The sequence below is a fragment of the Pseudomonas baltica genome, assembly GCF_031880315.1.
Taxonomy (GTDB): domain Bacteria; phylum Pseudomonadota; class Gammaproteobacteria; order Pseudomonadales; family Pseudomonadaceae; genus Aquipseudomonas.
Genome location: NZ_CP134771.1, coordinates 6,051,391 through 6,078,196, shown reverse-complemented (window position 1 = coordinate 6,078,196; position 26,806 = coordinate 6,051,391). Strand labels below are relative to the sequence as shown.

At 64.6% G+C, this 26,806-nt stretch carries 27 protein-coding genes; 4 read left to right on the top strand and 23 right to left on the bottom strand.

Annotation, left to right across the window (positions count from 1 at the left end):
* Positions 1–25 precede the first annotated feature (25 nt).
* Positions 26–1,369, top strand: a complete 1,344-nt coding sequence (locus REH34_RS27725) for an MFS transporter (RefSeq protein WP_311969961.1) — start codon at positions 26–28, stop codon at positions 1,367–1,369.
* Positions 1,370–1,736: 367 nt separating this feature from the next.
* Positions 1,737–4,643, top strand: coding sequence for a winged helix-turn-helix domain-containing protein (locus REH34_RS27720; RefSeq protein WP_311969960.1), 2,907 nt, complete (start codon positions 1,737–1,739; stop codon positions 4,641–4,643).
* On the opposite strand, the gene REH34_RS27715 is transcribed toward REH34_RS27720, so the two are convergent.
* The 13 genes from REH34_RS27715 to REH34_RS27655 all read right to left on the bottom strand — a co-directional run bounded on the left by REH34_RS27715 (position 4,640) and on the right by REH34_RS27655 (position 14,154).
* Positions 4,640–5,686, bottom strand: a complete 1,047-nt coding sequence (locus REH34_RS27715) for an EscU/YscU/HrcU family type III secretion system export apparatus switch protein (RefSeq protein WP_311969959.1) — start codon at positions 5,684–5,686, stop codon at positions 4,640–4,642. The two genes, REH34_RS27720 and REH34_RS27715, sit on opposite strands and share 4 nt — an antisense overlap.
* A gap of 12 nt (positions 5,687–5,698) precedes the next feature.
* On the bottom strand, positions 5,699–6,514 hold the full coding sequence (sctT, locus tag REH34_RS27710; RefSeq protein ID WP_311969958.1) for a type III secretion system export apparatus subunit SctT: 816 nt from the start codon (positions 6,512–6,514) through the stop codon (positions 5,699–5,701).
* A 6-nt stretch (positions 6,515–6,520) separates the two neighbouring features.
* Positions 6,521–6,790: an EscS/YscS/HrcS family type III secretion system export apparatus protein gene (locus REH34_RS27705; protein WP_226502281.1), complete on the bottom strand. Its 270-nt coding sequence runs from the start codon at positions 6,788–6,790 to the stop codon at positions 6,521–6,523.
* Positions 6,791–6,794: 4 nt separating this feature from the next.
* Positions 6,795–7,448 (bottom strand): type III secretion system export apparatus subunit SctR, encoded by a 654-nt coding sequence (sctR, locus tag REH34_RS27700; RefSeq protein WP_226502280.1) that lies wholly within the window; start codon positions 7,446–7,448, stop codon positions 6,795–6,797.
* Positions 7,445–8,644: a type III secretion system cytoplasmic ring protein SctQ gene (sctQ, locus tag REH34_RS27695; RefSeq protein WP_311969957.1), complete on the bottom strand. Its 1,200-nt coding sequence runs from the start codon at positions 8,642–8,644 to the stop codon at positions 7,445–7,447. Before sctQ ends, sctR begins: the two co-directional genes overlap by 4 nt.
* Positions 8,645–8,772: 128 nt before the next feature.
* Positions 8,773–9,240 (bottom strand): hypothetical protein, encoded by a 468-nt coding sequence (locus REH34_RS27690; RefSeq protein WP_311969956.1) that lies wholly within the window; start codon positions 9,238–9,240, stop codon positions 8,773–8,775.
* 36 nt (positions 9,241–9,276) lie between these two features.
* Positions 9,277–10,608 carry a FliI/YscN family ATPase gene (locus REH34_RS27685; protein ID WP_311969954.1) on the bottom strand — a complete coding sequence of 444 codons (1,332 nt, stop codon included), beginning with the start codon at positions 10,606–10,608 and terminating at the stop codon, positions 9,277–9,279.
* The gene (locus REH34_RS27680; RefSeq protein ID WP_311969953.1) at positions 10,605–11,222 is read right to left on the bottom strand and encodes a FliH/SctL family protein; all 618 of its coding nucleotides are present in this window, start codon (positions 11,220–11,222) and stop codon (positions 10,605–10,607) included. Before REH34_RS27680 ends, REH34_RS27685 begins: the two co-directional genes overlap by 4 nt.
* Entirely contained in the window at positions 11,209–12,036 is an 828-nt protein-coding gene (locus tag REH34_RS27675) for a hypothetical protein (RefSeq protein WP_311969952.1), read from the bottom strand. Before REH34_RS27675 ends, REH34_RS27680 begins: the two co-directional genes overlap by 14 nt.
* Positions 12,033–12,812, bottom strand: a complete 780-nt coding sequence (gene sctJ / locus REH34_RS27670) for a type III secretion system inner membrane ring lipoprotein SctJ (protein WP_311969951.1) — start codon at positions 12,810–12,812, stop codon at positions 12,033–12,035. The genes REH34_RS27675 and sctJ overlap by 4 nt, the downstream gene beginning before the upstream one ends.
* Positions 12,809–13,264: a hypothetical protein gene (locus REH34_RS27665; protein WP_311969950.1), complete on the bottom strand. Its 456-nt coding sequence runs from the start codon at positions 13,262–13,264 to the stop codon at positions 12,809–12,811. The genes sctJ and REH34_RS27665 overlap by 4 nt, the downstream gene beginning before the upstream one ends.
* Before the next feature lie 15 nt (positions 13,265–13,279).
* Positions 13,280–13,498 (bottom strand): hypothetical protein, encoded by a 219-nt coding sequence (locus REH34_RS27660; protein ID WP_226502272.1) that lies wholly within the window; start codon positions 13,496–13,498, stop codon positions 13,280–13,282.
* A 56-nt stretch (positions 13,499–13,554) separates the two neighbouring features.
* Complete coding sequence (locus tag REH34_RS27655) at positions 13,555–14,154, bottom strand: type III secretion protein (protein WP_409373355.1); 600 nt, start codon at positions 14,152–14,154, stop codon at positions 13,555–13,557.
* 104 nt (positions 14,155–14,258) lie between these two features.
* Here REH34_RS27655 and REH34_RS27650 point away from each other — a divergent pair, with 104 nt between their 5' ends.
* Positions 14,259–15,071 carry a tetratricopeptide repeat protein gene (locus REH34_RS27650; protein WP_311969948.1) on the top strand — a complete coding sequence of 271 codons (813 nt, stop codon included), beginning with the start codon at positions 14,259–14,261 and terminating at the stop codon, positions 15,069–15,071.
* 5 nt (positions 15,072–15,076) lie between these two features.
* On the opposite strand, the gene REH34_RS27645 is transcribed toward REH34_RS27650, so the two are convergent.
* The 8 genes from REH34_RS27645 to REH34_RS27610 all read right to left on the bottom strand — a co-directional run bounded on the left by REH34_RS27645 (position 15,077) and on the right by REH34_RS27610 (position 21,428).
* Positions 15,077–15,457 carry a hypothetical protein gene (locus REH34_RS27645; RefSeq protein ID WP_311972176.1) on the bottom strand — a complete coding sequence of 127 codons (381 nt, stop codon included), beginning with the start codon at positions 15,455–15,457 and terminating at the stop codon, positions 15,077–15,079.
* Between the two features lie 92 nt (positions 15,458–15,549).
* Positions 15,550–16,836: a type II and III secretion system protein family protein gene (locus REH34_RS27640; RefSeq protein WP_311972175.1), complete on the bottom strand. Its 1,287-nt coding sequence runs from the start codon at positions 16,834–16,836 to the stop codon at positions 15,550–15,552.
* A gap of 17 nt (positions 16,837–16,853) precedes the next feature.
* Positions 16,854–19,040, bottom strand: a complete 2,187-nt coding sequence (gene sctV / locus REH34_RS27635; protein WP_311969947.1) for a type III secretion system export apparatus subunit SctV — start codon at positions 19,038–19,040, stop codon at positions 16,854–16,856.
* Positions 19,037–19,390 (bottom strand): type III secretion protein, encoded by a 354-nt coding sequence (locus REH34_RS27630; protein WP_311969946.1) that lies wholly within the window; start codon positions 19,388–19,390, stop codon positions 19,037–19,039. Before REH34_RS27630 ends, sctV begins: the two co-directional genes overlap by 4 nt.
* Positions 19,387–19,761 carry a hypothetical protein gene (locus tag REH34_RS27625; RefSeq protein ID WP_226502268.1) on the bottom strand — a complete coding sequence of 125 codons (375 nt, stop codon included), beginning with the start codon at positions 19,759–19,761 and terminating at the stop codon, positions 19,387–19,389. Before REH34_RS27625 ends, REH34_RS27630 begins: the two co-directional genes overlap by 4 nt.
* 10 nt (positions 19,762–19,771) lie before the next feature.
* Positions 19,772–20,719: an FHA domain-containing protein gene (locus tag REH34_RS27620; protein WP_311969945.1), complete on the bottom strand. Its 948-nt coding sequence runs from the start codon at positions 20,717–20,719 to the stop codon at positions 19,772–19,774.
* Positions 20,720–20,779: 60 nt separating this feature from the next.
* Positions 20,780–20,941, bottom strand: coding sequence for a hypothetical protein (locus REH34_RS27615; protein ID WP_226502266.1), 162 nt, complete (start codon positions 20,939–20,941; stop codon positions 20,780–20,782).
* A 235-nt stretch (positions 20,942–21,176) separates the two neighbouring features.
* On the bottom strand, positions 21,177–21,428 hold the full coding sequence (locus tag REH34_RS27610; RefSeq protein WP_311969944.1) for a hypothetical protein: 252 nt from the start codon (positions 21,426–21,428) through the stop codon (positions 21,177–21,179).
* 105 nt (positions 21,429–21,533) lie between these two features.
* On the opposite strand from REH34_RS27610, the gene REH34_RS27605 reads away from it, so the two are divergent.
* Complete coding sequence (locus tag REH34_RS27605; protein ID WP_311969943.1) at positions 21,534–25,043, top strand: hypothetical protein; 3,510 nt, start codon at positions 21,534–21,536, stop codon at positions 25,041–25,043.
* Between the two features lie 61 nt (positions 25,044–25,104).
* On the opposite strand, the gene REH34_RS27600 is transcribed toward REH34_RS27605, so the two are convergent.
* Together REH34_RS27600 and pxpB are read right to left on the bottom strand one after the other, a co-directional pair.
* The gene (locus tag REH34_RS27600; RefSeq protein WP_311969942.1) at positions 25,105–26,040 is read right to left on the bottom strand and encodes a biotin-dependent carboxyltransferase family protein; all 936 of its coding nucleotides are present in this window, start codon (positions 26,038–26,040) and stop codon (positions 25,105–25,107) included.
* A complete protein-coding gene (gene pxpB / locus REH34_RS27595) occupies positions 26,037–26,774 on the bottom strand; it encodes a 5-oxoprolinase subunit PxpB (RefSeq protein WP_311969941.1) in 738 nt (245 codons plus the stop codon). Before pxpB ends, REH34_RS27600 begins: the two co-directional genes overlap by 4 nt.
* Between the last annotated feature and the right edge of the window lie 32 nt (positions 26,775–26,806).

Below are 26,806 nucleotides of genomic sequence, written 5' to 3'. Positions count from 1 at the left end.
CCGTGCAACAAAAAGGAACGTGACATTGAGCGATCAATCCACTCCGAACACCCCCCTTTCCCGCTTCTGCAAGATGCTGGGCATTCCCTACCCCATGTTCTGGGGTTTCGTCGGCTTGCTGATCTTCATGATCGGCGACGGTGTCGAACTCGGTTACCTCTCCCCCTATCTCAGTGATCACGGCATGGCCGACGACCGCATCGCGGTGGTCTTCACCCTGTACGGCGTGACCGTGGCAATCTCCTCCTGGCTGGCCGGTGCCCTTTCCAGCCTCTGGGGCCCCAAGCGCGTGATGATGCTTGGCCTGCTAATCTGGAGCGTGTTCGAAACGTTGTTCCTGCTCTACGGTCTGGAGAAAGTCAGCTACCCGATGATCCTGCTCACCTATGGCCTGCGCGGCTTCGGCTACCCGCTGTTCGCCTACGGCTTTCTGGTGTGGATCGCAGCCGCTACGCCGTCGCGCAAGATGGGTCTGGCGGTAGGTTGGTTCTGGGTGGCCTATGCCGCTGGCCTGCCGACCCTGGGTTCGCTGGTGGCGAGTTTCGCCATTCCACTGATCGGCGCCCTGCAGACGTTCTGGCTATCGTTCGCGCTGGTGGTGTTCGGTGGGCTGATCGGATTGATCGGCATGCGTGAAGCCCACGGCATGCAGCGCCTCGCCCCCGAGGGCGAAAAACCGCTGCGCTCGATGACCAAGAACATCACGATCATGTGGACCAACCCCAAGGTCAGCCTGGTGGGCCTGGTGCGGATCATCAATACCTCGTCGATGTTCGGCTTCCTCATCGTGATGCCGGGGTTCTTCATGGACACCGTCGGCTTTACCCTGGAGCAATGGCTGCGCCTGCTGACCATCGTCTTCGTGTTCAACATCATCGGCAACCTGACGTCCAGCGTGATCAGCACGCGCATCGGTTATCGCAACACCATCCTGTGGCTGGGCGCAGTCGGCAGCACCATCAGTACGCCGCTGTTCTTCTTCATGCCTCAGGCGTTCCCGCACAACTTCATGCTAGCCTCGGTGTTCGGCGCGTTCTATGGCCTGACCCTGGCGTGCTTCGTGCCGTTGTCGGCCCTGGCACCGGCGCTGGCGCCGCAGAACAAAGCTGCGGCGCTGTCGGTGTTGAGCCTGGGCGCAGGCGCTTCGACCTGGGTCGGGCCCGCGGTGGTGGCGATCTTCAACGAAAGCTTCGGCCTGGGCGGTGTGGTCTGGGCGTTTACCGGGCTCTATGCGTTGAGCGCGGTGATGATGACCTTCCTGCGCGACCCGGAACCGGTACATGAACCGGTGCTGACCAAGGCCACGTCGCGGATCAAGATAAAAGCCCCGCGTCAGGACCTGCGCTGGGCACACGCTACCCGCGACTGAGGTGACACTCGTGTGAAGCGAGGGGGCTTGCGCCCGATGGATTTTGCAGACACCACCACGTCTGAAAGTTCATCGGGGGCAAGCCCCCTCGCTGCATTTGCGACAGGCCACTCAGATTTGCAGCCCGCAGAGCGCAATGCTCAACCACCCCCTGCTTATTTGTAACAAATGGCACATAACCTGCTATAAATTTAAACAACTTTTCACTTGACCCTTTTATCCGCTAGGGATTTCCAGCACCACTGCGCAACGCTTGCCCATCGATGGTGCACTGCGCAAACCGCAAGCACGGTCACCCGACCGCAGGACCAAAAAGAGCGCCTGTTCGATAGTGAACGCCCGGCGCCAGGACAGAAGGCTTTTCACCATGAATGCCCGTACGCCGACCTCTGCAACGTCCGTCGACCTCGTCGCGCCGGCCACGGACCTGGCCGAAGCCCCCTTGTGTTTCGGCCCCTTTGCGCTGTACTCGCGCCAGCATCTGTTGTTGCGCGACGGTCAGCCGGTGAACCTCGGCAGCCGCGCCATGGCTCTGCTGGTCGCCCTGGCCAGCCGCCCGGGCGATCTGTTCGAAAAGCACGAATTGCTGGCGCTGGCCTGGCCACGGGCGGTAGTCGAGGAGTGCAATTTGCGCGCGCAGATTGTCAGCCTTCGGCGAGTGCTTGGCGCCGAGGGCAACTTCTGCTGTATCAGCACCGTGCCAGGGCGCGGTTACCGCTTCAGCGCGCCTCTACGTGCAACGCCCAGCGCGCCGCCGGCGGCTGCAGTCGATGCGCCAATGGCTGCGGCGCCCGCCACCCCGATACTGTCGCCCAGCGCCATCACGAACATGCCGCAGCCTTTGGCGCCCCTGACGATCACAAACAGCACCGCCCAAGGCATGCCCAGCGCGGTCACCGCCGTCGGCCGTGAAGCGTTGCTCGAGGCCCTGAGCACGCAGCTCCAGGTGCATCGACTGCTGACGCTCACGGGCGCCGCAGGCATGGGCAAGACCACTGTCGCCCTGGCCCTCGCCGACCGCTTGCAGCCGTACTTTGCCGATGGCGTACGCTTTATCGACCTGGCCCCTATCGACGCCCCGCAACCGGTGCAGGGCATGATCGCCTGCGCGCTGGGCATCGCGACCGAAACCGCGACGCCCTTGCAGGAGCTGGCCGACACCCTGGGCGACAGCCACCTGCTGCTGGTGCTCGACAACGCCGAGCATGTACTTGAGCCCACCGCAATGGCGGTAGAAACGCTGCTGCTGCATAACCCGCGCATCCATGTGCTGGTCACCAGCCGTGAGCCGCTGCGCGCTGCCTGCGAGTACGTGCATGAACTCGCGCCCTTGCCGGTCCCTGCCGAGCACCAGCGACTGCGTGTCGAGGACGTCGAGCAATACCCGGCACTACAGCTGTTCATGCAACGGGTGCGCGGCTTCGATGCCGATGTCGTCTTCAGCGCTGGCGACCTCGACGATGTCGCCTGTATCTGCCGCAAGCTCGATGGCAACCCGCTGGCCATCGAACTGGCGGCGGCGCGAGTGCGGGCGTTCGGCCTGCGAGATCTGGTCGGATTGCTGGACGGCAGCTTTCGCTTGCAGATGACTGGCCGGCGCACCGCACTGGCGCGCCAGCGCTCGTTGAGTGCTGCGCTGGACTGGACCTACGCCATGCTCGGCAGTGATGAGCAGGCACTGCTGCAACAACTGGCAGTGTTCAAGGGTTCCTTCAGCCTGGAGGCGGTCAAGGCCGTCATCGATCTCGGCCTGGACGATGTGCGCGATGCCCTGCCACTGCTCGAAAATCTGATCGACAAATCGCTGCTGAGCCTGGCCGAACACCCCCATGGCAAACGCTATCGGTTGCTCGAAACGACTCGCCTCTATGCCGTGCAGAAACTCGATGAGGCAGGCACCGGCCGCCTGGTATTCCATCGCCACGCCCTGTGGGCGCTGAAGCTCATGCACCGTGCCAACCAACAGTTGGACCGTCTGCGCCCCGAGCACTGGCTCAACCAATATGCCGTGGAGATCGACACCCTGCGCGGCGCACTGCAGTGGGCCTATGCCGACGTCGGCGATCGGCCATTGGCGGTCGAGCTGACTTTGTTGAGTGCGCCGCTGTTGTTGCGTTTGTCGCTGATCGGCGAATGCCATGAGTGGGTCAAGCAAGGCCTGAGCAATGCACCACTGGCGCCCCCGGTCACGGCACGCCAACGCATGCGCCTGCTGACCGTCAGCGCCAGCTTGCTGATGCTCACCTATGGGGCCAGCAGCCAGATGCGCGAAGCCTGGGCCCAGGTGCGTATCGACGCCGACGCATTGGGTGACACCGACAGCGCCCTGCGCGCGATCTGGGGCCTGTGGAACGACCGTATCTGCACCAACCAGCATCGCCTGGCGCTGACCCTGGCCGACCAGTTCTTGACCCATGCGCGTAATCCGTTGCAGGGCGATCGGCAGATGCTCGGGATGCGGATGCGCGCCGTACCGTTGTTCTACATGGCCGACCTTGCCGGTGCTCGTCAGGCCGTGGCGCAAGCGCTGAGCTCACCGCTTTGCGCCCGCTCGCACCTGGTGGAGATGCATTTCGACCAGCGCATCGCCACGCGCTCGCTGCTGGCCCAGGTGCAACTGCTGGAAGGCAATATCGGCCAAGCGCTGCTGACCGTCGACGCCAACGTCCAGGACGCCATCAACCTCTGCCACCCCGCCAGCCTGTGGTACACCCTGTGCCTGAGCGCCATACCTATCACCCTGATGGTGGGCAGCCTGCACAAGACCCGGCAATTGATGACCCTGCTCAAGGACAGTTCACAAGGCCGCGAGCTGCACTTGTGGCGGCAACTGGCGCGCTGTTTCGACAGCATTCTGGCGATTCGCGACGGCGCACCACAGATTGGCGTGCCGCAGCTCGGCGAAGCCCTTAACCAGCTGCGCGACCAGGGCCATTCGCCGCTCTACAGCCTGTTGCGCTGCGAGTACGCGCAAGGCTTGGCGCTGCTGGGGCTGGAGGAGCTGGGGCTGGAAATGCTCGAAGAAACCCTCACGCTGGTCCGCAGCCGCGAGGAGTTATGGTACGTGCCGGAATTGCTGCGCGTGCAGGCGCAACTGCTGCGCCGCCAAGGCCCGGCGGCCAGTACCGAGCGCTTGCAAGGCTTGCTCGCCCAGGCCGACGAATGCGCACAACGCCATGGCCTGAGTTTCTGGACCACGCGCATTGCCGCCGACACGCAGCGCGTCGACGAGCCGCTGCCGCTGCGCCGCCTTCAGGGCAACCTGGCAGGCTAGATCAAGCGCGCCGCCACCAGCAAGTCGGCCACCGCCTGAAAACAGTGGTCCGGGATCGGATCACCGGCCACCGCGCGCCGAGCGATATCCGCTGCCAGCGCCTGGTCAGCAGCGATGGCGATCCCCAGCCCGGTAGCCTCCAGCAAGCTGGCCTGGGCCTGGGTCGGCTCGACCCGGAACACCACCACCGGCACCGGGGTTTCGCCGCGTACATAGCGCAGCCCCACCAGCCAACCGCTGCCGTCGCCGATCATCAATGAGGCGCGCCCCAGGCCCAGCTGGGTCGCGAAGGCCTGCATTTCCTGGCGCTGACGGCGCCGCTCGCGCTTGATCAACGGGTCGCCGTCAGTGTCCTTGCGTTCGCGTTTCTGTTCGCTGTGGGTCATCTTCATGTCCCGGCCGAACAACCAGCGCTGCATCATCACGTCCACCGCGCCGAGTAACAGAAACGCCGCCAGCACGGTAAACACAAGCGGCTTGAGCACCGCGTAAAAGGTCGATTCGATGCAGCCCGCGCCACACCGCGAGGCCTCCATCAGTGCCTGCAACGCCTGACGCCCGACCACGTAAAACGCCAGGCCCAACAGGCTGACCTTGACCAGCCCCTTGATGCACTCGACGAAGTTGCGCATCGCGAACAGGCGCTTGAAGCCTTCGCCAGGATTGATCCGTTTGAAGTCCGGCTTGATCGGTTCGACGGCGAACACCACGCCCTTCATGGTGATCAGATTGGTGAGGATCACCGCCCCTCCCGTGACCGCCACCACTGGCAGCGTCAGGTCGAGCAGAATCTGCTCGGCCAGGTCGATGACCCGCGGCCAGACACCCGCGAACGGCTCGATATACAGCTGCGCGACCAGATCGACCAGCGCCGTCACCTGGGCCTGGGCGCGGGCCACCAGCAGGGCGATGCACAACGTGCACAAGAGGATGACCATGGCCGAGACCAAGTCCTGACTCTTGGCGACCTGGCCCTTGGTGCGGGCCTCGCGCAGCTTCTTGTCGGTGGCCGGCTGGGATTTCTCTTCGCTGGTATCAGCCATCGCCGCACCTGTTCATCCGGCCACGCCCGACAGCGTCTTGAGCACCTCGACGGTACCGCGAAAGGCCGCCAGCTGGTCGAGCATCACCGGGATCAAGAAGCCGATGTAAATCACCATCAGCACCGAGAAAAACAGGTTCTTGACCGGCAGCGACAAATCGAAGATGTGGAAGTTGGGCGCCATGCGCGACAGGTACGCGAGCATTAGGTCCGTAATCAGCATGGCGATCAACAGCGGCGAGACCATCAACACGCCAATGCGCATCACCTGGTCGAGAATCGACAGAATCGCCATCAACGCCGAGCTGGCGAACAACGGCGTGAAGGCGGTCACCGGCCACAACTGATAGCTGTGGTAGTAGCCGCCGACCATCATGATGAACCCCCCGGACATGAAAAACAGGGTGATCAGCATTACCGTCAACAAGGTCGCCATCACACTCGACTCCCCCGAGCCACTCGGGTCGAGAAGTTGCTGCATGGTCGATCCCCGTTGCAGGTCTACCAGTTCGCCGGCCATTTCCGCCGCCCAGAACGGAATGCCGAACAGCAGCCCGATCAACACGCCAATGAGAAACTCCTTGACCATCAGCCCGGCGATGAAAAACCCGTTGTGCTCGGGCATGGCGGTGAAGGCCTGGAACACCGGCAGCAGCATCGGCACCGACACCGCCAACGCCACACAGGTCCGGATCATCCCGGTGAGCCCCAGACGATTGAACGCCGGGGTGACCATCACCAGGCCCATGGCGCGGCTGGCCGCCAGCGACGCTGAGCTGATGGTCGGGTAGGCCAACTCGACGAAAGCACTGGGCAAGCCGATATCCATCGGGGCTCAGCGCGTCCACAGCGCAAAATTGTCGAGCACCTGGCTGCCCAGCGCGGCGACCTGCCCGGCCAACAGCGGCCCGACGAAGACGATCACCAGCAGGACCGCCACCAGCTTGACCACCTGCGGCAGGGTCTGGTCCTGGATCTGCGTGAGCGCCTGCAACAGGCCGACACTCAAGCCGACGATAATGGCCACCGCCAACGCCGGTGCCGACAACAGCAGCACGGTCATCAGCGCCTGTTTCATCAACGAAAGAAAAACGTCCTGCCCCATGGTGTCACCCGTAGCTAAGAATGAGCCCGTGCATCAATCGCGACCAGCCGCTGATTGCCACGAACAGGAATATTTTCAATGGTATGGAAATCAGCGTCGGCGAGACCATCGACATGCCCATGGCCATCAACACATTGGCCACCAGCAGGTCCACCACCAGAAACGGGATGTACAGCAGAAAGCCGATCTCGAAGGCGCGGGTCAGCTCCGAACTGACGAACGCCGGCACCAGCACCACCAGATCGTCGTCACGCAAATCGGCGCGGGCTTCAGGCGACCAGAGGGTCTCGGTGGCCTGCACGAAAAAGCCGCGCTCGCTTTCGTTGGCAAAGCGCGATAGATGCGCCTGTAAAGGCGGACGCAAGGCATCGCCTAACTCTTTGAGCTGTTCGACGTTCTGCATGTCCAGCTGCCGACCCTGCACCTGGTGATACATCTCGCCAATCAGCGGCGTGGTCACGTACACCGACAGGATCAACGCGATGCCATACAGCACCAGGTTGGGCGGCGTCTGTTGCACGCCCAAGGCGTTACGGATGAGGAACAGCACCACGGAGATTTTCATGAACCCGGTGAGGGTGACCACGGCCAGCGGAATCAGGCCGATGGTCGCCACCACCAGAATGATTTCGATCAGATTGGGCTGATAGCCGTTCATGGAGTGGCCAGGCTCAGCAGGCGTACGCCCAGGCCGCTGCCGATGCGCACCAGCTCGCCATGACCGACGCGGCGGCCATTGATTATCAACTCGACCCGTTCGCTGTCGGTGGTCAGCGGCAGGACACTGCCGGGGCCCATCTCCCGCAATTGCGCGAGGGTCAATTCATGGCTGCCCAGTTGGCAGGTGAGCGTCAGGGGCAGGCTGTCGAGGGTGCCGTCCGTTGCTTGGAGGGTACTCATGGGGTGGTTCCTGTTCACTGGAAAAGGGACTGTTTTCAGCGGCTGGCGTAACCGTAAACGGCCGCCGTCGACCTGCACCGACGCGTGCAACCGATCGCCGATCACCAGGCTGGGGTCGGCATCGGCAGGTTGGTCGAGCATGACCACATCGCCCGGCTGCAGGCTCTGCCACTCGGCGACGGTCAACGGCGCGTCACCGGCGTTCAGCTGTGCGGCGACGGGCAGCGTATCGAAGGCCAGAGGAGCCCTGGGGCAGCAGCGGTCGAGGACGTCGACAATCAAGGCGGCGCTGCTTGCGTCCATGACCAGGCAAGCGGATTGCGCAGCGTGGTCGCCCAGTCGCAGGGTCAGATCTAACCGCAAGGGCGCCTCGAAAGACGCGCTGGGGAGGATGCGTAGCGGCTGCTCAAGCAACGTTTCCAAGGATTCGAGCAGTGGCAGCCAGGTGTACTCGATCAGCAGGCTGGTGGCGAGGTCGACGGGGCTGGGGCGCTGCGGTGAATGCTGCGGCCCCTTCGCGGGCAAGCCTTGCTCCCACGGCTCTACGCCGCTGGCAGACCGTGCATTGTGGGAGCCAGGATCGCCCCCCGACTCCACGCCGCTGGCAGGCCGTGCACTGTGGGAGCAAGGCTTGCCCGCGAAGACACCTTCACTGCCCGCGAAAATCTCCGGCATACCCCCCGACTCTACACCGCTGGCAGGCCGTGCACTGTGGGAGCAAGGCTTGCCCGCGAAGAGGCCTTCACTGCTCGCGAAAATCTCTGGCATATCCCCCAATTGCCGAGCCACTGATCTGGGTAGGCTCAAGCCGAACCGAGCCTCGCCCAACGCGCACAGCAATAGCAGATGATCACCGTCGAGCACGGTCTCGTCTTTGCCCCACTGGACCCTGAGTGACTGCCCCATCACCTCGCCTTGCCACGGCTGGCGACGCAAGTGCAGGCGATTGTGCAATGTAATCTCGGCAGGCCCTGACGGCCACTCTGGCACCTGCAATGGGCGAACATCGGCAGACTCTGTCGGTATCCAACTGCCTGGCGCAGCGGCCCTTGCCTGTCGTGATCGCTGTGGCAATTCCTGATTCATCGCGGTGCTCCCAGTGCAGCGTCGGGCAATTCGTCATCGCGTAGCTCGACGGCGCGGCGCTGGTCTTGCAGATGCCGGTCCAGCAGGTCCTGGCACTGGTCGGCCTGCTGTTGGCGACGCAGGCGCTGCTGGCTCAAGGCGTCACGCTGTTGGTGCTGGAGCTGCAGGCCCTGTTCGATATCACCGAGGTCGGCCTGCAGGGCGTGGCGGTCCTGTTCGAGGCTGTGCAAATGCTCCTGGGCGTTTTGCCAGGCCTTTACCGACAGGCCTTCGGAGAATTTTCCATACAACGCCTCGGCTTCGCCGGCCAATGCCTGGCGATGCTCGAAAAGGCGCTGGCGAGCGGCATCACGCTCGCTCTCGGCTTCGCGACACAGCTGCTGCTGGGCCGCCAGCTCTCGGGTCACACGCTGCTCACGCAGCACCCGCAACGCACGTAATTCCCGCAATTGGTTGGCGTTCATGGCGGCGTCTCCATCAATAGCTCCTGGCAACGGACATCAAGCGAACACCTTGCGCATTTGCTCCAGCGCGTCGGCGTGATCATCTGGCGCCTGACGCAAAAAAGCTTGAATGGCGTCGTGACGGGCGATCGCCTCGTCGGCCAACGCGTCACTGCCGGCAACGTACTCGCCGACCTGAATCAACATCTCGATATCCCGCCGCCGGGCAATGAGCTCGCGCATGCGCGCCGCCAATTGCCGCTGTTCGGCACTGGCCACCTGCTCCATCAAGCGGCTGCGGCTGCGCAACACATCGATGGCGGGGAAATGGTTGCGCTGCGCCAGCTCGCCGCTGAGGACGATGTGGCCGTCGAGAATCGAGCGGGCCTCCTCGGCCACCGGGTCGCTGGCCACGTCACCTTCGGTCAGCACGGTATACAGCGCTGTGATGGTGCCCGAAGGTCCCGGCCCGGCACGTTCGAGCAGGCGCGGCAAGGCCGAGAACAACGACGGCGGATAGCCTCGCCGCGTCGGCGGCTCCCCCGCCGCCAGGCCGATCTCGCGCTGGGCACGGGCGAACCGCGTCAGGCTGTCGAGCAACAGCAGCACGTTGCGCCCCTGGTCGCGGTGATACTCGGCCAGGGCGGTGGCCACATAAGCGGCACGTACACGCTCGGCTGCGGGTCGATCCGAGGTCGCTACCACCGCCACGGTGCGTGCTCGGGCCTGGGCGTCGAGCTGCACATCGAGCAGTTCGCGCACCTCGCGACCACGCTCGCCGATCAAGCCGATGACGATCACACCGGCATCACTGTGGCGAATGATGCTGGCCAGCAGCGACGACTTGCCCACCCCGGGTTCGCCGAAAATCCCGACCCGCTGCCCCTGAGCGACGGTGAGCAAGCCATCGATGGCGCGCACGCCCAACTGCAGCGGACGCTCGATCAGCTGGCGAGTGAAGGGCGCCGGCGGTTCGGCATACAGTGGGCACGCGTGCAGCAAGCCCAGAGCCGGCTCGCCGTCCAGATAGCCGCCCATGGCATCGATCACCCGGCCCAGTTGCGCGTCCCCGGCCTGCACCGCCAGGGCCTTGCCGGTGGCGGTGATCCAGGTGCGGCTGGACAGCCCTTGCAGCGAGCCGATGGGCGAGAGAATAGCCTCGTCCTCGTCGAAGCCGATGACCTCTGCGCTCAGGCGCTGCGGGTTGTCCGGGTCATGCAACTGGCACAGTTCACCGATACGCACACCGGCCAGATTGGCTCGCAGCAGGACCCCGCGGACGCTGCGCACCGTACTTTTCAGCGGCCGTGGGCGGGCATGGCCAAGACGCTCGTGAAGACACTGGATCAGCGGATCGGCGCCATCTTGCGCCTGTATCAAGGTCGTCATGGGCGTCCTTCCCCGCCCTGCTCGTCATGCCCAAGCAAGCTGGCGCGGATATGCTGCAACTGCGCCTCCACACCCAGCTCGACGCGACCGACCGGGCTGCACAGGCATGCGTCGCCTGGCGCCAACTGGTCGTCGGCGGCCACACCAATATGATCGAGCCCATCCTGGTCCAGGCGGCGGCGCAACGCGTCGACCTCGGCGCGGGGCACCTGCAAGGTCAAGGTTTGGTCGTGGCGAAACGCTGACAAGGCCTGGCGGGTGCAACGCACGACGCGCTCGTCGCTCGGCAGCTCGCCAATGATCTCCCGGGCGATGGCCACGGCCAGTTGCGCGATCGCCGGCTGCAGGGACAACAGCCAGGCATCCGCGCGGGTGGCGGTGCGTGCAAGCAAGGCGGCGACCTGTTCGTCCCCCTCCCGACGGGCCTGCTCGAAGGCCTCGCTGCGCGCCTCGCGCAGGGTCGCTTCGCTGTCGTCGCGCAGACGTCGCGCGTGCTGCTCGGCGGCTTGTACGAAGGCGTAGCCATCGATCCACTGCGCCGTCTGGGCGGCTCGCAGGATACGGACGCCGGGCTGCGGCGGCAGGCTGTTGGCGAGGTCATCAGGCAGGGACATCGGCAGGCTCCATGGAGGGTTGATCGAGGGTCGCCTGGAGTACGACGGCCAGGCGGCGGACCAGCTCGATACGTTGAGGGTCCAGGGCTTCGTTGCGCGCCTTGACGGCCCCTTCGCGGGCGAGCCTTGCTCCGACGGGTGTATGGCTCAGGTGCTGCTCGTGCTGTGGGAGCGAGGCTTGCCCGCGAAGAGGCCGATGCTGCTTGCCCACAGCCACAGAATCTCCCACAGCGTTGGGCAACACTGTGGGAGCAGGCTCTGCCCGCGAAGTTTGCGAGTCCAGCGCCGCCTGTGGCAGGCGCAACTGCAACCACGCCTGCAACGGCGCAGGCTGCGCGGCAAACCAATCGGCCACGCAGGCCTGGCCGTCGCGATCGATGGCCACCAGCAACGCCGACGGGCTGTGCAGCAGATTCGCCGCGCCGGCCCATTCACGGTGTTGCAGCGCCAGGTTGAACACCTCGGCGCCCAGTTGCTCGCGCCACTCGCAGACAACCGCCCCGCGTACCTCACGGCTCAGCGCGGCGGCATGCCAGACCGCCCCGCAAAGGCGCGGCAAACGGCTGAAGGCAGTGGGTGGCAACAGCAATACCGGCAAGTCGTCTTCACTGGCGGGCGTCAGTGGCGCCAGGGGCGCGAGCTGGAAGTGCGCCATCAACAGCGCTAGCAAGCGAGCGCTGAAGCGTGCCGAATCGGTCATCTCGCCAATGGTCCGATCCGAGAGCAACTGGGCGAAACAGCCGCGCAGTGACTGGTGATCGACGAAGCGCAGCGGCTGTGCGGTCAAGGCCCGCCAGGCCAGCAGGTGGTTCATGGGGTCTGCTCCAGTGCATACAGCGTCTGCGCGCGGCGCCGCGACCACGCCTGCCAACCGACAAAGCCGCCCAGACCCAACGCCAACACCAGCAGTACACCGAACAACCAGCGCGCCCGGCTGACGTCCTGCTCGAGCATCCACAGGCCCATGAAACTCGCCATGACCGGCTGCGTGCCGCCGCTGGCGGGCATCCGTGCCTTGATTGCGGTAACCGACACGCGGTCGTAATCGAGTCCGGAAATACCGTTGGCGATCAGTGTCTTGATCTGCGGCACCAGCACATTGATGTCGGTCTGCGGGTCATAACGCACCAGCACCGAGGCGGAGGATGGCGAGATCACTCGCTTGAGCAAGTCGTTGTCCGGCAGCACCACGTGCACCCGGGCGGACAGAATCCCATCGACCTCGGACACGCTATGGGACAGTTCCTCGCTCAAGGCAAAGACCATCTGCGCGCGCTCCTGCACCGGCGAGGAAACCAGGCCATTGCCCTTGAACACTTCGCCCATGTTGGAAAAACTCTGCGCCGGCAGACCGGCGTCATCGAGCACCGCCATGGCCTGGGCGAAGCGCTTTTCGTCGACCACCAGCTTGAGCTGACCGTTGTCCTGAATCTTGCGTTGTGCCGGGATGCCATCGCGCAGCAACACCGCGAGCATGGCGTTGGCATCGCGCTCGCCGAGGTTAGTGTAGAGGTCGATGTCGCAGGCCTGCAGCAGGCTGGTCAAGACCACCATCAGGGTCAGGCGCAAGGCGCGGCGGGTCATGGTCATTGCCCCTTGATCAAGGTGTTGGCGGAGCCGGAAATCTGCGTGGCGCCGCGCACCACCATCTGAGTTTCGATGGAGTAGTCGAACATGCGCCCCAGCGAATGAACGATCTGGTCGATCTGGCCATCGCCGACCCGCGCTGTGGGTTGGCCCTGAGCGACAGTGACCGGCGCGGGCGAGCTTGCAGCACCAGCAGTGGTTGCCGGACTGGCGCTGGGCGCACTGCTGCGCGTCAGCGAATCGGCCTGCTGCGAGAAGGTGCGCTGGCGATCGATAAAGCCATTGAGGCGCTCCATCAGGCTGTCGCCCAGCTGCGTCGGACTCGCCCCTTGCGGCGCACCCTTGGCGGTTTCGGCCATGTGCTCGAAGAGATTTTGCGATGCCCCAGGGGCGCCGGTCGACGCCGCCGGTGGCACGGCAGCGGCCGCGGGTGCAGCAGCAAGGCTGACTGTCATGGTAGGGACCTCGGATTATTCTTCGTCGTCGTCCGACTGGGCGTCGTTCAGCATTTCCTGGGCCCGCGGCATGATGATGAACTGGCCGCCGACGATCACCGCCTGGGAGATCAGCTCGTTGGTGAACTCTTCATCGGTCATGTCGCTGCTCTGGGCGTTGTCGACTGCGGCGTTGAACTGGGTTTCGCTGCTGGTGCTGACATCGGTGTTGGTATCGACGGGATTCACGGCCATGGGTAGTGCTCCTTTTTACGTGGTCTCTGCCGCTCGGCAGAGGGGACTGAAGGGATTCATTGCTGGCTCACCGTGCTGCCACGGAACACTCGCACGCCGCGCTCACGGGTAGCTGGGGGCGCCGGGGGCGGCACGCTGTGATCAACGTGTTGCTGGACCAGCGCCAGGTACGGCGGCGGGCCGCTGACCAGCAGCTCGTCGTGCTCGGGCCCATCGCGCTGCTCGAGACGCGGGCCGCTGACGTCGAGTTCGCTCAGGTAACCGCGCAAGGCTTGCAGCCGCGCCGGGCTGGCCTGGAACAGCCGCGTGGCGATCTCGTCATCGCTGTTGAGGTACAGCACGCTGCCGTCGAAGTACCAGGTCAACCCGTTGCTGTCGCACAGCTGGGTAAGGAAGTCGCCAGCGGTTTTGGCGTGGACAGTGCTGCGCGCCTTGCCGCGGACCTTGTCGGAGAACACCAGGGCGAAGCCGAGGTTGTGACCGAGTTCCTGCAGGGCGGCGCGCACGTCCTGCTCCACCAGCACGTAGGCGTAGGGTTCGTCGAACCATAGCGGTTGGCTAACCGACGCCTCGCGGGCAGAACCCGCTCCCACAGGGAGTTCGGCATGCGCCATGTGGCTAAGACCGAGCAGCAGGATCAGGCAGGTGCGGATCAGGGGCAGCTTCATCGAGCCGCCCCCTGACATTCCTGAACATAGGGGTCGCTATTGCCTGCCAAGCCGATAAAATGGCCGCTTCGTTGCGTCCAAGAGTGCTGTTCATGACCCACCGCTACGCGCCTCCCCTGTTGCTGCTCGGCTCGCTGTTGTCCGGCGCCCTGCTGCTCAGCGCCTGCAGTCACACGCCCGCGCCACCGGCCGCGCCCGCCAACAGCTACCAGCGCCTGATCGGCCTGGCTGGCGACCTTGAACAACGCGGTGATCCGGCCTCGGCCGCCTCGCTTTACCAGCGTGCCACCGAGCAGCCCGAAGCGAATGTCGATACCTGGCTCAAGCTCGGCCACGCGCTGCTCGCCGCCCATGACGATCGCGGCGCCGAACGCGCCTACCAACAAGCACTGGAACTGCAGACCGACAACAGCGACGCGCTGCTGGGGCTGGGTACCGCGCAATTGCGCAGCGGCAAGCTCGATCGCGCCGTCACCGTGCTGACCCAGGCCGCCGTCGACGCGCCCCAGGCCCTGACCTTCAACCGCCTGGGCGTGGCGCAGATTCTGCGTGGCCAGGCGGCTGCGGCGCAGTCGGCGTTTCGCAGCAGCCTGAAGCTGGCACCCAACGACCTCGATACCCAGTGCAACCTGGCCCTCGCCTACGCCCTCGGCGGCCAGCACGAACAGGCCCTGAGCACCATCCGCAGCGTCGGCCTGTCGCCCCGCGCCCTGCCCCGGCACCAGCGCAACCAGTTGCTGGTGACCGTGCTCGCCGGCCATGACAAGGACGCCGCAGCACTCACGCTGGAAGACATCTCGGCGAGCGAACGCCAGACCCTGCTGGTCGAGGCGCGACGCATCAAGGCCATCAAGGACCCGATCCAGCAAGCCCGTGAACTGGGGCTGGTCGACAGCGCTCACTGAGCGATTCACTTGCCGTCCCCCTGAGTGCCGGTAGCGGCCTGCTGCTCGGCCTGGCGGCGGCGCAGTTCTTCGCGGTCATAGCCGTCGATGTATATCTGTGCAGCGCGACCCACCGGTGCGGCCATGGTCGGGCCGGTGGCGCGGCCCTGAGTCAGGTCGTCGCGCTGCTCGACCATCTGCATCAGCAGCAGGTTGTTGGCGCAGCCGGGGGCCAGTAACGGCTTGTAGTCGTCCCCCAGACCAATGCTGTCTTCGGCCGGTGGCTTGAGGCATTCGCGTGGCAGCATCTGGGTACGGCCGTCGGCACCGGTGAACGCAGTGTAATCCGGAGAATAGGAAGCCGGCGGCAGATGGGTCTGGCAGCCGCTCAGGGTCAACAGCAGCATCAGGATGGCGGCTGCGCGACGGCCGGCTGCACGTTGCGCCGTTCGCGGGCAGAGCCCGCTCCCACAGGGGAGTGTGTGCATCGGATGGCCCCTCAATTTAGATAGAACCCGAACGCTCCACCGCTGCGCGGACCGGCGGCGGCGGTGGTGGTCGGCTGCGCATCCAGTGGCGTGGCCAAGGTGCGACCGCGCACCGGCTCGACCAGATACGGGGTAATCAGGATCACCAGTTCGGTTTCGTTACGCTGGAAGCGTTTGGAGCGAAACAGATTGCCGAGGATCGGCATGTCGCCGAGCATCGGCACCTTGTCGATGTCCTGGGAGCTGTCGCGCTGGAACAGCCCGGCGATGGCGAAGGTCTGGCCGCTGCCCACCTCGACTCGGGTGTCGGCACGGCGCACGCGAAACGAAGGCACCAGGTAACCATTGACCGTGGCGGCATTGGTGGTAACCACGCTGCTCACCTCGGGGCGCACCTGCAAGGCGATGCGACCGTTGGGCAGCAGGGTCGGGCTGAACAGCAGCGACACACCATAGGGCTTGTACTCGACCCCCACCAGGTCGCGATTGACCGGCACCGGCACCGGGACTTCGCCACCGGCCAGAAAGCTCGCCGTCTGCCCGGTCATCGCCGTGATATTGGGCTCGGCCAGCACCTCCAGCACGCCGTTGCTCTGCAAGGCTTCGAGCATCGCATCGATATTGACGTTGCCCGAGGCCAGGCCGGCGCTGATCACATTGGAGGCGCCGCTGGCGGCATCGGCGGCCAGCGCGCCGCCCGTCAACAGGCCGAATGAAAACGTGCCGTTGTTGAACATCGCGTTCCAGTTGACGCCGTAACGCAGCAGCTCGTTGCGCGAGACTTCGGCGAAGCGCACGCGGATATTGACCTGGGCGGAGCCAGCGTATTCGGCGCTGTTGATCGCGCTCTGCAGGCCCTGCCCTTCGGTGCTCAGCAAGGCGTTCAAGTCCGTGGCCTCGCCGACGTCCTTGACCTTGCCACGCGCGACCAGGCGGTTACCAGCGGCACTCACCTGAGTCTGGCTGCCGGGGTGCAGGTTCTGCAGCGGCCGGCTCACGGCCTGGGCGCCAGCGCCCACCGCCAGGGTCAGAGCGGCGGTCTGCTCACCGTTGTCGCCCAGAGCAATCAGGCTGGTCTGCCCGGCATTTTTGCCAAAAATATAGATCACCCCGGGCGACACCACCTGCAGATCAGCGATGTTCGGGTCCGCCACCAGCACCGATTCCACCGGCGCAGCGAAATGCAGGATGCGCCCCTCGCCGGTGGCCAGGTCGAGGGTGCCGCGGGCGCCTTTGGCAATGTTGTCGCCCAAGGCTTCAGCGCTGGCCGTTAACGCCAATAGCCACAGACAGAACATCGGAATACGCAATCGAATCATGAGGCACTCGCCAGGCTAGTGACTGCGCCGCCATTGCCGGCCCGGCGCGAAGAGGTATCGACGGGATGCAAGGTGCCGACCGCTTGCAGGTTGTATTCGCCGGCCAGTTCGCGGAACGACAGCACCGCCAGTTCCAGCTCGCCGCGCACGGTCAGGCGCCGCAGTGCACGGCGCAATTCGGGATGGCTGAGCAGCACGCTGCGGTCGTCATCCTGGCGCAGGCCGCAGAGGCCGCGCAGTTGGGTCAGCAAGGCGCGGCCCAGGTCATCGGGCAATATCGCTTCGCGGCCTTTGTCCTGGCGGCGCACGGCATTGCGCAGTTGTTCTTCCAGGGCAGGCGCCAGCACGAAGGCGCTGATCACCCGCTGGCGATCGGCATGTTGATGGCTGATCTGCCGCGCCAAGGCCGCGCGCAAGTATTCGGCCAAGCGCCCAGGATCGGCTTCGCGGCTGCCCCACTCGACCATCGCCTCCAGCAATGCGCGTTGATTGCGTAGCGAAACGCCTTCGGCCACCAACTGCCGCCAGGCCTCGGCAACACGCTGCAAGGGCACGGTACGCAACGCCTCCTTGACCAGCTCCGGGTACTCGGCTTCGACCCGTTCGAGCAACACGCGGGTTTCCTGGATGCCGAGGAAGTCGGCCGCGTAACGACGCAAGGTGCGTTCAAGCAGGGCCACCAGGACTTCCTCGGTGGTCAGATAGCCGATGCCAGCCTCGTCAAGGCGCGCCTGTTGTTCGCGTGGCAGCCATTGCCCTTGCTCTTTGCCTAGGGGGGCAGGTGCTGGCAGGCAGTCGAGGTCGAGCAATTGCGCATGCACGGGATCGTCCTGCAGCAGCAGGTGCCCGGCCGGCAACTCGCCTTCACGGACCGGCACGCCTTCGAGTTCGACGCTGTAGGTATCAACGCCCTGTTGGCGATCGATGCACAGGTCAGGGACAGGCACCTCGATGCCCAGCTCACCGCGCAAGTCGTGGCACAACGCTTCGATGCGTTGGCGCAGGGGTTGCGGCGGCGCTTCGGCGGCCAGGGTCGTACCAAGTGTCAGGAGCACACGGCTGTGCAGCGGGCGTGGGAACGCATCGGCTGGATTGAGGCCGTCGGTCGAGTGTTCGGCCTGCGTGGTGAGGCCTTCTGTGCTGGCGTCTTCGCCAGTAAGCGGTGCTCCCACAGGATCGAGGGCCAGCTCGCGGGTGCGGCGCTCGCGGCGCCAAAGCACGAAGGCCGAGCCGCCGAGTATGGCCGCCAGGCTGAGGAACACCGCTGCAGGGAAGCCCGGCAGAAAGGCCACGCCCAGCAGAATCAAGGCGGTCAGCGACAATGCCCGGTGGCTGGTGCCCAGCTGGCGGACGATCTCGGTGCCCAGGTCGTGCTCGGTGCCCTCGCTGTTGACCCGGGTGACCACCGTACCGGCGGCGACCGAAATCAGCAGCGCCGGAATCTGCGCGATCAGGCCGTCGCCGACGGTCAGCAACGAATAGGTGTGCACGGCCTGAGCGAAGGGCATGTCGCGTTCGAGCATGCCGATCAACATGCCGCCCAGCAGGTTGACCGCGAGGATCACCAAACCGGCGATGGCATCGCCCTTGACGAACTTCATGGCACCGTCCATGGCGCCGAACATCTGGCTTTCGCGCTCAAGGCGCGAACGCCGGCGACGGGCCTCGGCCTGGTCGATATCGCCGTTGCGCAGGTCGTTGTCGATGCTCATCTGCTTGCCGGGCATGGCGTCCAGGGTGAAGCGTGCGGCCACCTCGGCGACCCGCTCGGCGCCTTTGGTGATGACCACGAACTGCGCCACGGTGATGATCAGAAACACCACCAGGCCGACCACCACCTGGCCGGCGATGACGAAGTCGCCGAACGCCTTGACGATGTGCCCGGCATTGCCGTCCAGCAGGATCAGGCGCGTAGTGGTGATCGACAGCGACAGGCGGAACAAGGTGCTGAGCAGAATCAGCGGCGGCAATGCCGAGAACTCCACCGAGTGATGGATATAAAACGCAACGACCAGAATCAGCACGCTCAGAGCGATGTTGACGCCGATCAGGCTGTCCACCAGATAGGTGGGCAGCGGGATGATCATCATGGCGATGGCCATGAGCATGAAAGCGACAATGATCACGTCGCTGCGTTGCGCGGCGATGCGCGCCAAGGCATTGAGGCGGGCGACGAGCATCATGCCGCCACCTTGCGCAAGGCCAGGTAATGCTTGAAGCATTGCCGTGCTTCATCACGCTGGGCGGCTCGCCACAACGCGCGGCTGCGCAACAGCAACAGCGGCGCCGACTCGCCCTCCAACCGCTGCAGACGATCCAGTGCGGCGAGTGCCCGTGCGCTGTCACCGCTGTCGGTAAAGGCCAGTGCCAGGCTGTGCAGCAGTGGCCCGTCGTCCGGGGCCAAGTGGGCGGCGATCAACAGCATCACCAGCGCCCGCTGCGCCTGACCGCTGCGGCGGTAGCGCTGGCCCATGCCCTTGAGCAACTCGATGCTGTCGCGGCGATCGCTTTGTCGCGGTGGGGAGGTGCTCATGCGGGGACCTCATTCATGCGCTGTTGATCGAGCCATTGGCGGGTGTCGATTTCCTCGCCGAGCAACTGCTCGGCCAGGGCCTTGATCTGCGGTTCGGCATCCAGCGTCGGCAGCACTTCATCGAGCAGGTAGTGCAGAACCTGTACCGAGCGCGCCGGGCTGAACAGCTGGGCGCTGATTTCATCGCTACCGGCGCTGCGCTCCAGTTCGCCTTGCAGGGAGCGCCGGGTGCGCACTTCGCGGCGATTGAGCAAGGCCTCGAAACGTTGCTCGGCCCGCGGTTGCAAAGGCCGCAGGGCCTCGACCGCAGGCGTTCGTTCGCTGCTGGCGCCCTGTACGGCAGGCACATCGGGGCGCGGATCGACTTTCATGGATGGCTCGTCACAGGGTGAAGGTAAAGCGTTCGGTGCCGCGCGCGAGGATCACCTGATCGGCCTCGATGCGCTCCAGCACCCAGTCATCGGCCACTGCGGAGCCTGGGTACAAACGCTTGCCGGTATCGCTGATCACATAGGGATGGGGCCCGAAAAACACAGCCTGGAAGCGAACTCGCGGGGTCGCCGGCACGCTGCTGACGGACACCTGCGGATGCAGCACGATGGCCTGACCAAAACGCCGATCGAAGGCCTGTTGTACGCTGGTCCAGGCGCTGCGCTGTGCTGGGGTGACGCTGCCTTGAGCGCTGAGGCCGCCGTCGCGCGGACCGATTTCAATACGGGTCAGCTGCGCGGTTTGCAATTGTTCGGCCAACCAAAGCTGCGCCTGTTCGACCGTGGCCGTGTTGGTCGCTGCCACCGCCACCGGGGCCTCTGCACCTCCAGCCTTGGCCCGCATTGCCATTTGGCTGTGATCGCGCTGCAGGCTGAACGAGCCGAACGCCGCCGCGCACAGGCCCATGAACAGCGCAGCGCACAGCCACTGACCATGGCGGCGCGAGAGCAATGGCGCGGTGTGCGCCTTGGCTGCCGCGGCTTCCCGCAGGCGCAGCTGCGCGGTGCCAAGCTGCAAGTCGACCGGCAAGTGCGCGCGGTGTCCGTTGCCCATGGGTACCCGCAACGAACGGCCCGCCGCGTCTATAACGTGCACATCGCCGCCCCGGGCCTCGATTGCCAAGGTGCCGCGCTCCAGACGCAGCAACAGATGCGCAGCAGCCACCCCGGCATCGCTGAGCAGCAGGTCGGCACCGGCGCCGCTGCCGATCAGGTACGCCGGCAGATCCAAAGCCAGGCAAACGCCCTGGTGCAGGCCCGCGGTTATTTCAAGCTGGATTGCACTCGCCGCAGCGGCTGCCTGGCGAGGTAACGAAGTCGGTGAAATCAATGCTGTCATGATCAGTCGACCACCCTGTGAGGCACGCGAGCAGTGCGAACACTGCCCGCATGAACGACGTCAGTTCTGCGGACGTTGTTTGGTCGCGTCGAGCTCCGCCTTCTTGGCAGTGGAGATCTCGGTGATCTTGGCGGACTTCTCGATCGCCATGTTGAAGGTCGCTTCCATCTTGTCGATAGCGGAATCGGCGTTGCCCGAGCTTACTGGTGGAGTATCGGCCATGGTGTATCTCCTTGTTCCAACGAGTGAGTGTATGGATCTGTCACTAGGGTCCAGGACGCTCATTTGAAGACGCTAGAGCACTGTTGAATGAAAGTGCGCTGCGTCACTTTCTTGCTTATCCATGTTCAATTGAGCGTTCTGCCTCAGTGCCGGACGGATATTACTCAGAGCAACTTGCATTGCGCTGTGAAAACTTGTGAAAGCTGATATTCAATAATTATCGCTTACCATGACATCAAATAGCCGCCATTTTTAAGGCTTTAACTCTAGTATTATTTTTTCGCACTTCGGGAACTTTCATAATGGCCGGATCCCTCCCCGCTTTTGCTGCGCGACGCCGTGAAGCACGGCGCCACGCCATTGCCAGAGCCTGCCGGGCGCCTGTGAAACGTTGTGAAAATAATCCGCGTCGGCTGTTCTTCACGGCGCAGGCTGATACTGTTCCAACGCCCAACATATATTGAACAGCGCAATACTCTTCGTTCATCCGGGTTGCTCACGCGACTATTCCAGTGCACTGCCCATGATCGGATCGAGTTTGTGTGCATGTCGTTGCCATTCACATCACTAACGTCCAACAGGAATTGCACGTATGTCCTTGAACCCCGTCGCCAACCCCGATTCGTCCGTGCCGCCTGCCGGTGCCCCCGGCGCGCGAGCACGCTTCGCCCAGGTGCTCAAGACCCGCGAGCGCGAGGCTGTGCAATACCGCCCCGCCACCGCCGACGAAAAAGCCCCGGCGCTGGGCGACTTCGCCAGCATCGAAAAACCCGGCACGGTGGCAGCGGACACGGTGCGATTTACCACGCGCGACGGTGAGGCGGTGATCGTCTACAAATCCACCAGCCCGGCCCTGTATCAACAGGTGGTGGACGCGCAGCCGAAAATCCAGGGCGTGGTCGCCAGCCTGGAAGCCGGCTACAGCCTGGCTGCCAGCGATGCAGCAGCACCCGACACCTTGGGCGGATACGCGCGTATCGGCGCGCCTGACGAAGTCGGCCCGGGGCTGATCCGCTTCGAGACCAGCGACGGCAAGAAGGTCATCGTCGATCAACAGACCAGCCCCGATCTGTTCACCCAGGTCAGCGATGACTACAAGGCGCTTTCGGGGGTGTCGGCCAGCCAGAAGGAAGGCTACCGAATCGCCAACGCCGACGATCAGCCGCCCGCCAAGCTCGGCGACTTCGCCCTCGTCGGGCCGCCGGACGAGACCGGTCCGGGGGTGATTCGCTATGTCACTCAAAGCGGCGAAAAGGTGGTGGTCAGCGAGCGCGACAACCCGACGCTGTTTCAGGCCGTCAAGGACGCCTATGCCAGCCTCACCGGCTTGAGCGCCAGCGAGGCCGATGGCTACCGCCGCGCGGGCGACAACGAGGTGTGGCCGCCGGTGATGAACACCACGGTCGGGCCGCCCGACGAGGCGGGGCCCGGCACCATCCGTTATGAGCACGACGGCCAGAAGGTCGTGGTGGCCCGCGATGACAATCCGCAGCTGTTCGACTATCTGGTGTCGGTCCAGCAGGTGGTCACCGACCCCGGCAAGCGCGCAGCACTGGAGCAGGCCGTCAACGGCGGCGAGACCCTGGCCGATCGCAATACGCCGCTGCCCAAGCTCAACGACATCGTCAATTTCGGCTGGATCGAAGGCCAGGAGGACAACCAGCTCAGCTACCAGACCCAGGACGGCCAGCGCATCGTGGTGTCCCGCGAGCTGACCCCGGACCTCTTCGAGCAGGTCAAGAGCGTCAAGGAGGCCTGGGGTTCTATCCATGACAGCGAAGCAGAAGGCTACAAGCTAGCAGGTGCCAATGACTTCCTGAAAAATCAGGACATGACCTTCGGCTCACCCGACGAGCTCGGCAACGGCCTGATTCGCTATGAGAACGCCGATGGCAAGTTCATCGTCTCCAAGGACGTCAACCCGCAACTGTACGACCAGGTGGTCGCCAAATGGGAAGCCTCCACCGCTGGCTCCGTGGACGATACCCGCGCCAAGTACAACCTGCCCAGCGACACCGACCTGAACATCATCGACAAAGGCACCGGGGTCAAATCCGATGAAGACGATGACAGCTCGCCGGAGCTGACCGTCGGCGAACTGGCCACCAAGGAATTGATCGACCAGTATCGCGCCGGCGTCGAGGACGGCTCCATCGCCAAGGATGATCCGCGCGCCAAGCTGGTCCGCGCCATCGAAGCCCAGGCCGCCTACCAGAATGGCCGTGGCCTGACCGGCTACGAGGAAACTCCCGGCGCGTTCGGCGGTACCTGGCGCGAGTTCGACGATCATCAAACCGAACTGACCTCGGCCGACATGCACGACATCATCGACGGCAACAAGCTGCAGGAACAGCTGTCGACGCTGTTCGCCGACCCTACCGTGCAGGCCGACTACAAGAGCAAAATGGACGACGCCCTGAGCCATGTCGGCAACAAGGACGAGATCAAGCAGAAGCTGCTGGACCTGACGTCCAACCCCGATTACATCCTCTACCTCAAGGACCTGCAGGCCCAGGGCAAGGGTCACGAAGCCCAGCAGGATCTGAGCAATACCTTGTCGCAGCTGTCGTTGCTCGACCCGCAGGCCGCCGCCAAGGCCGCGCAGTCGATCCAGGCCGATGGCTTGACCAGCGACCTCGACGACCTCATGGCCGACCCGAGCAAGATCTCCGACGAGAACAAGGAACTGGCTACCAAGGACCTGTTCGGCCTGCTCAAAGGCGTGCTCAAGGGCGAGCTGGTGGACCTGCCGCGGCGCACCCAGGAGACCATCGAGAAGTTTCTCGAAGAAGGTCTGAACGACAAGCAGAAGTCTTCGGCGGTGACCAAGGCGCTGGAAGAGCTCGGCGAGGTGTACAAGAGCAAGGGTTCGATCAGCCAGGCCGACCTCGATACCGCATTGTCCAAGCCGTACATCCCGATCGCCGACCGCGGCACCTTGGGCCAGGTGTTCAGCACCCTCAACAGCAAAGGCGTACTCGGTTCGGTGGGCGCCAGCGTCAACCTCTTTTCCGGGATTTACCAATTGGTGGGCCAAGGCGGCAAGCTCGGCGAGACACCCTTGCAGCGGCTCTCGGTGGCCAAGGACTTCATCAGCTTTGCTGGCGCCTCGGGGCAGTTCGTGCGCCTCGGCGACCATATCGCTACGGCGCTGGGCAAGGGCGGGCTGGTGGAGTTCCTCGGGCTCGACAAGACGGTGCCGGAAATCTGGGGCAAGGGCGGCATCCAGGAGCCCAAGTTCGAATTCGAGACGGACAAGCTACCGGCCGACATGAAGGCCAAGATCACCTCGGCGCTGGATTCGGTGGCCAGTTACAAATACGGCGATGTGTCTTCGGTGCTCGGTGATGGCGCAGGCGGCTCGGCAGCGGAAAAATCGGCGTTCTCAGGGATCAGCCAGACGTTGGACGATGCAGTCAGCGCCGCCGGTGGCAGCAAACTCGCCGCAGGCACCGCTGGGCGTATCGCCGGATCCGTGGTCAAGGTGCTGGGCCCGGCAACCGACCTGGTGGGTGGCTTCGCCGATATCGTCCTCGGTGCCTTCACCATCAAGAGCGGCATCGACAGCGGCGATCCACTGGCCAAGGCTTCCGGCGGGCTGCAGATCGCCTCAGGGGCTTTTGGCGCTTCGGCTGGGGTGCTCGGCGCAGCGGGCCTGATCGGCGCTGGCGGTGCGGCCGCCGCGGCACTGACCGGGCCGTTCTTTCTGGTCGGGGTGGTGCTGGCGGTGGTGGGCGGCATCATCGGGTACTTCGTCGACCACAATAAAAAACAGAAGGCCAGCGAGCACGAAAACGACTGGTACCGCGACCTGGCAGCGGACGGCCTGCTGCAAGACAACTGGGGCGACAAGGTCGAGTACGCGCATTATTCGATCTACAACTACGGCGGCCGCGAAGCACCGGACGACGATAGCTTGTTCCGCTTCCAGGGCGCCGAATGGCAGCACTTCGACGAAACGCCGCAGAAGGGAGGCTCGTCGAGTAACCGCCTTGATGACGACCTGCATGTGGATTATGGCGACAAGCCCGAGAGCAGCGACAGCAAGGAAAAGCCCGAAACCGGACCTGGCTCGTCGGGCTGGAGTGGATCCAAGGTCTGAGATAAATCCGGGGGGCTGCCCAAGCCCTTTGGACGCTTTCGCGGGCACAGCCCGCTGGCGCTCACCCCTGCATCGCTTCCAGCAACCGCGCCTGTCGCACCGCCAACGCCTGAGCCTGATCAAGGTCGATCAAGGCAAAACGCACGCTGTCCCCCGGCAAGCGCTGCGCCAGCAACGGCAAGTCGACACTGGCGACATGAGCGATCTTCGGGTAGCCGCCGGTGGTTTGCCGGTCGGCCATCAACACGATCGGCTGACCACTGGGAGGTACCTGCACTGTCCCGAAGGGCACCGCCTCGGAGAGCAGTTCCAGTGGCGCCAGCAACGTCAGCGGCGCCCCAGCCAGGCGATAGCCCATGCGTTCCGAGTCGTTGCCAATGCGATAGACGCTATCGACCAGCGCCCGCTGCGCCTCGGTGCTGAACGCCGACCATTCACGCCCCGGCAGGAGGCGTATCGGCCGCTCGCCGGCACTCAGCGGATCGACCTGCAGCGCCGCCGGAATCTGCACCCGTGGCGCGTTGCGAAAACTCGACGCCAACGCCAGCCTGTCACCCGCTACCAACTCGCGGCCTTGTACGCCGCCCAACCCACCACGGCGAAAGGTACTGCGACTGCCCAGCACCGCTGGCACCCGGTAGCCGCCCTGCACGGCCAGATAAGCGCGGGCGCCATGCACACGCTTGCCGAAGTCCAGCACCGTACCTGCCTCTATCCTCACCGCTTGCCCCGGTGGCAACGGCACGCCATCGAGGCGAGCGCCCAGGTCGGCACCGGTGATCGCCAGCAGGCAAGCGCTGTCGAAGCGCAAGGTCGGCCCCTGGAGCGTCACTTCCAGGCTGCTGCATTCGAGCGTGTTGCCAACCAGCAGGTTGGCCAGGCCATGGGCCAAGGCATCCATCGGCCCGTTGACCGGCACGCCGAGGTGTTGATAGCCCAGCCTGCCGACATCCTGGACGGTGCTGCACAACCCCGCACGGACCACCAGAATACTCATGGCTGTGCCTCGGCCTGCAGGGCCTCGAAGGTCGCGCTGTCGATGGCGACGAAGCGCACCTGATCACCGCTTTGCAGCCGGCACGGCGGCTGATGGTCGGCATTGAACATCGCCAGCGGGGTGCGGCCGATCAGGTGCCAGCCGCCCGGCGAATCGACCGGGTAGACGTTGGTCTGGCGGTTGGCGAGGCCGACGCTGCCGCGGGGCACAAGGGTGCGCGGTACGCTGCGCCGCGGCGGGTTGAGCACCGGATCGAGGATGCCGATATAGGGATGCCCCGGCGTAAAACCGACCATCAGTACATCAAGCCAATCACGGCCGTGCAGCGCGATCAACTGCTCGGCCGACATCCCGCACGCCTGTGCGGTAGCGTGCAGATCAGGCCCGTACGCGCCGCCATAGCACATGGGAATTTCGATCCGCCTGGGCGCCACCGCAGGAGCGCTGCCCTGCTCGGCCAGCAACTGTTCTATCTGCCTGAGCAGCGCGGCATAGGGCGTTGCAACGCCGGCCGGCACAGGGATGTGCTCCGGCCGATAGTGCACCCCCACCGTGACCATGCCGGGCACGATATCGGTCAGCCCGAGCAGGCGGCCGAGGTCGCGGGCATGGTTGAGCGCTGTTGCCGCCGAAGCGGCCTGGCGGTTGGCATGAAGACTTAGCACGCTGGCGAATTCCAGCACCAGGCAGCTATCGCCCGAGGGTGCCGCGTGCCACTTGAAAGAATCGCTCATCGAGTACCTGTACGCCGAATCAGCAAGGGACG

Bases quoted from the DNA above. Each gene is read 5' to 3' on its own strand.
- sctJ (WP_311969951.1), bottom strand. From the start codon at position 12,812: ATGACCATGACCCGCCGCGCCTTGCGCCTGACCCTGATGGTGGTCTTG.
- REH34_RS27690 (WP_311969956.1), bottom strand. From the start codon at position 9,240: ATGAACGCCAACCAATTGCGGGAATTACGTGCGTTGCGGGTGCTGCGT.
- REH34_RS27605 (WP_311969943.1), top strand. From the start codon at position 21,534: ATGTCCTTGAACCCCGTCGCCAACCCCGATTCGTCCGTGCCGCCTGCC.
- REH34_RS27615 (WP_226502266.1), bottom strand. From the start codon at position 20,941: ATGGCCGATACTCCACCAGTAAGCTCGGGCAACGCCGATTCCGCTATC.
- REH34_RS27685 (WP_311969954.1), bottom strand. From the start codon at position 10,608: ATGACGACCTTGATACAGGCGCAAGATGGCGCCGATCCGCTGATCCAG.
- REH34_RS27645 (WP_311972176.1), bottom strand. From the start codon at position 15,457: ATGCTGCTGTTGACCCTGAGCGGCTGCCAGACCCATCTGCCGCCGGCT.
- REH34_RS27620 (WP_311969945.1), bottom strand. From the start codon at position 20,719: ATGACAGCATTGATTTCACCGACTTCGTTACCTCGCCAGGCAGCCGCT.
- sctT (WP_311969958.1), bottom strand. From the start codon at position 6,514: ATGGATATCGGCTTGCCCAGTGCTTTCGTCGAGTTGGCCTACCCGACC.
- REH34_RS27640 (WP_311972175.1), bottom strand. From the start codon at position 16,836: ATGTTCTGTCTGTGGCTATTGGCGTTAACGGCCAGCGCTGAAGCCTTG.
- REH34_RS27660 (WP_226502272.1), bottom strand. From the start codon at position 13,498: ATGGCCGTGAATCCCGTCGATACCAACACCGATGTCAGCACCAGCAGC.
- REH34_RS27610 (WP_311969944.1), bottom strand. From the start codon at position 21,428: ATGAACGAAGAGTATTGCGCTGTTCAATATATGTTGGGCGTTGGAACA.
- sctR (WP_226502280.1), bottom strand. From the start codon at position 7,448: ATGAACGGCTATCAGCCCAATCTGATCGAAATCATTCTGGTGGTGGCG.
- REH34_RS27630 (WP_311969946.1), bottom strand. From the start codon at position 19,390: ATGAGCACCTCCCCACCGCGACAAAGCGATCGCCGCGACAGCATCGAG.
- REH34_RS27705 (WP_226502281.1), bottom strand. From the start codon at position 6,790: ATGGGGCAGGACGTTTTTCTTTCGTTGATGAAACAGGCGCTGATGACC.
- REH34_RS27650 (WP_311969948.1), top strand. From the start codon at position 14,259: ATGACCCACCGCTACGCGCCTCCCCTGTTGCTGCTCGGCTCGCTGTTG.
- REH34_RS27675 (WP_311969952.1), bottom strand. From the start codon at position 12,036: ATGAACCACCTGCTGGCCTGGCGGGCCTTGACCGCACAGCCGCTGCGC.
- REH34_RS27625 (WP_226502268.1), bottom strand. From the start codon at position 19,761: ATGAAAGTCGATCCGCGCCCCGATGTGCCTGCCGTACAGGGCGCCAGC.
- pxpB (WP_311969941.1), bottom strand. From the start codon at position 26,774: ATGAGCGATTCTTTCAAGTGGCACGCGGCACCCTCGGGCGATAGCTGC.
- REH34_RS27680 (WP_311969953.1), bottom strand. From the start codon at position 11,222: ATGTCCCTGCCTGATGACCTCGCCAACAGCCTGCCGCCGCAGCCCGGC.
- REH34_RS27720 (WP_311969960.1), top strand. From the start codon at position 1,737: ATGAATGCCCGTACGCCGACCTCTGCAACGTCCGTCGACCTCGTCGCG.
- sctV (WP_311969947.1), bottom strand. From the start codon at position 19,040: ATGATGCTCGTCGCCCGCCTCAATGCCTTGGCGCGCATCGCCGCGCAA.
- REH34_RS27665 (WP_311969950.1), bottom strand. From the start codon at position 13,264: ATGACAGTCAGCCTTGCTGCTGCACCCGCGGCCGCTGCCGTGCCACCG.
- REH34_RS27600 (WP_311969942.1), bottom strand. From the start codon at position 26,040: ATGAGTATTCTGGTGGTCCGTGCGGGGTTGTGCAGCACCGTCCAGGAT.
- REH34_RS27715 (WP_311969959.1), bottom strand. From the start codon at position 5,686: ATGGCTGATACCAGCGAAGAGAAATCCCAGCCGGCCACCGACAAGAAG.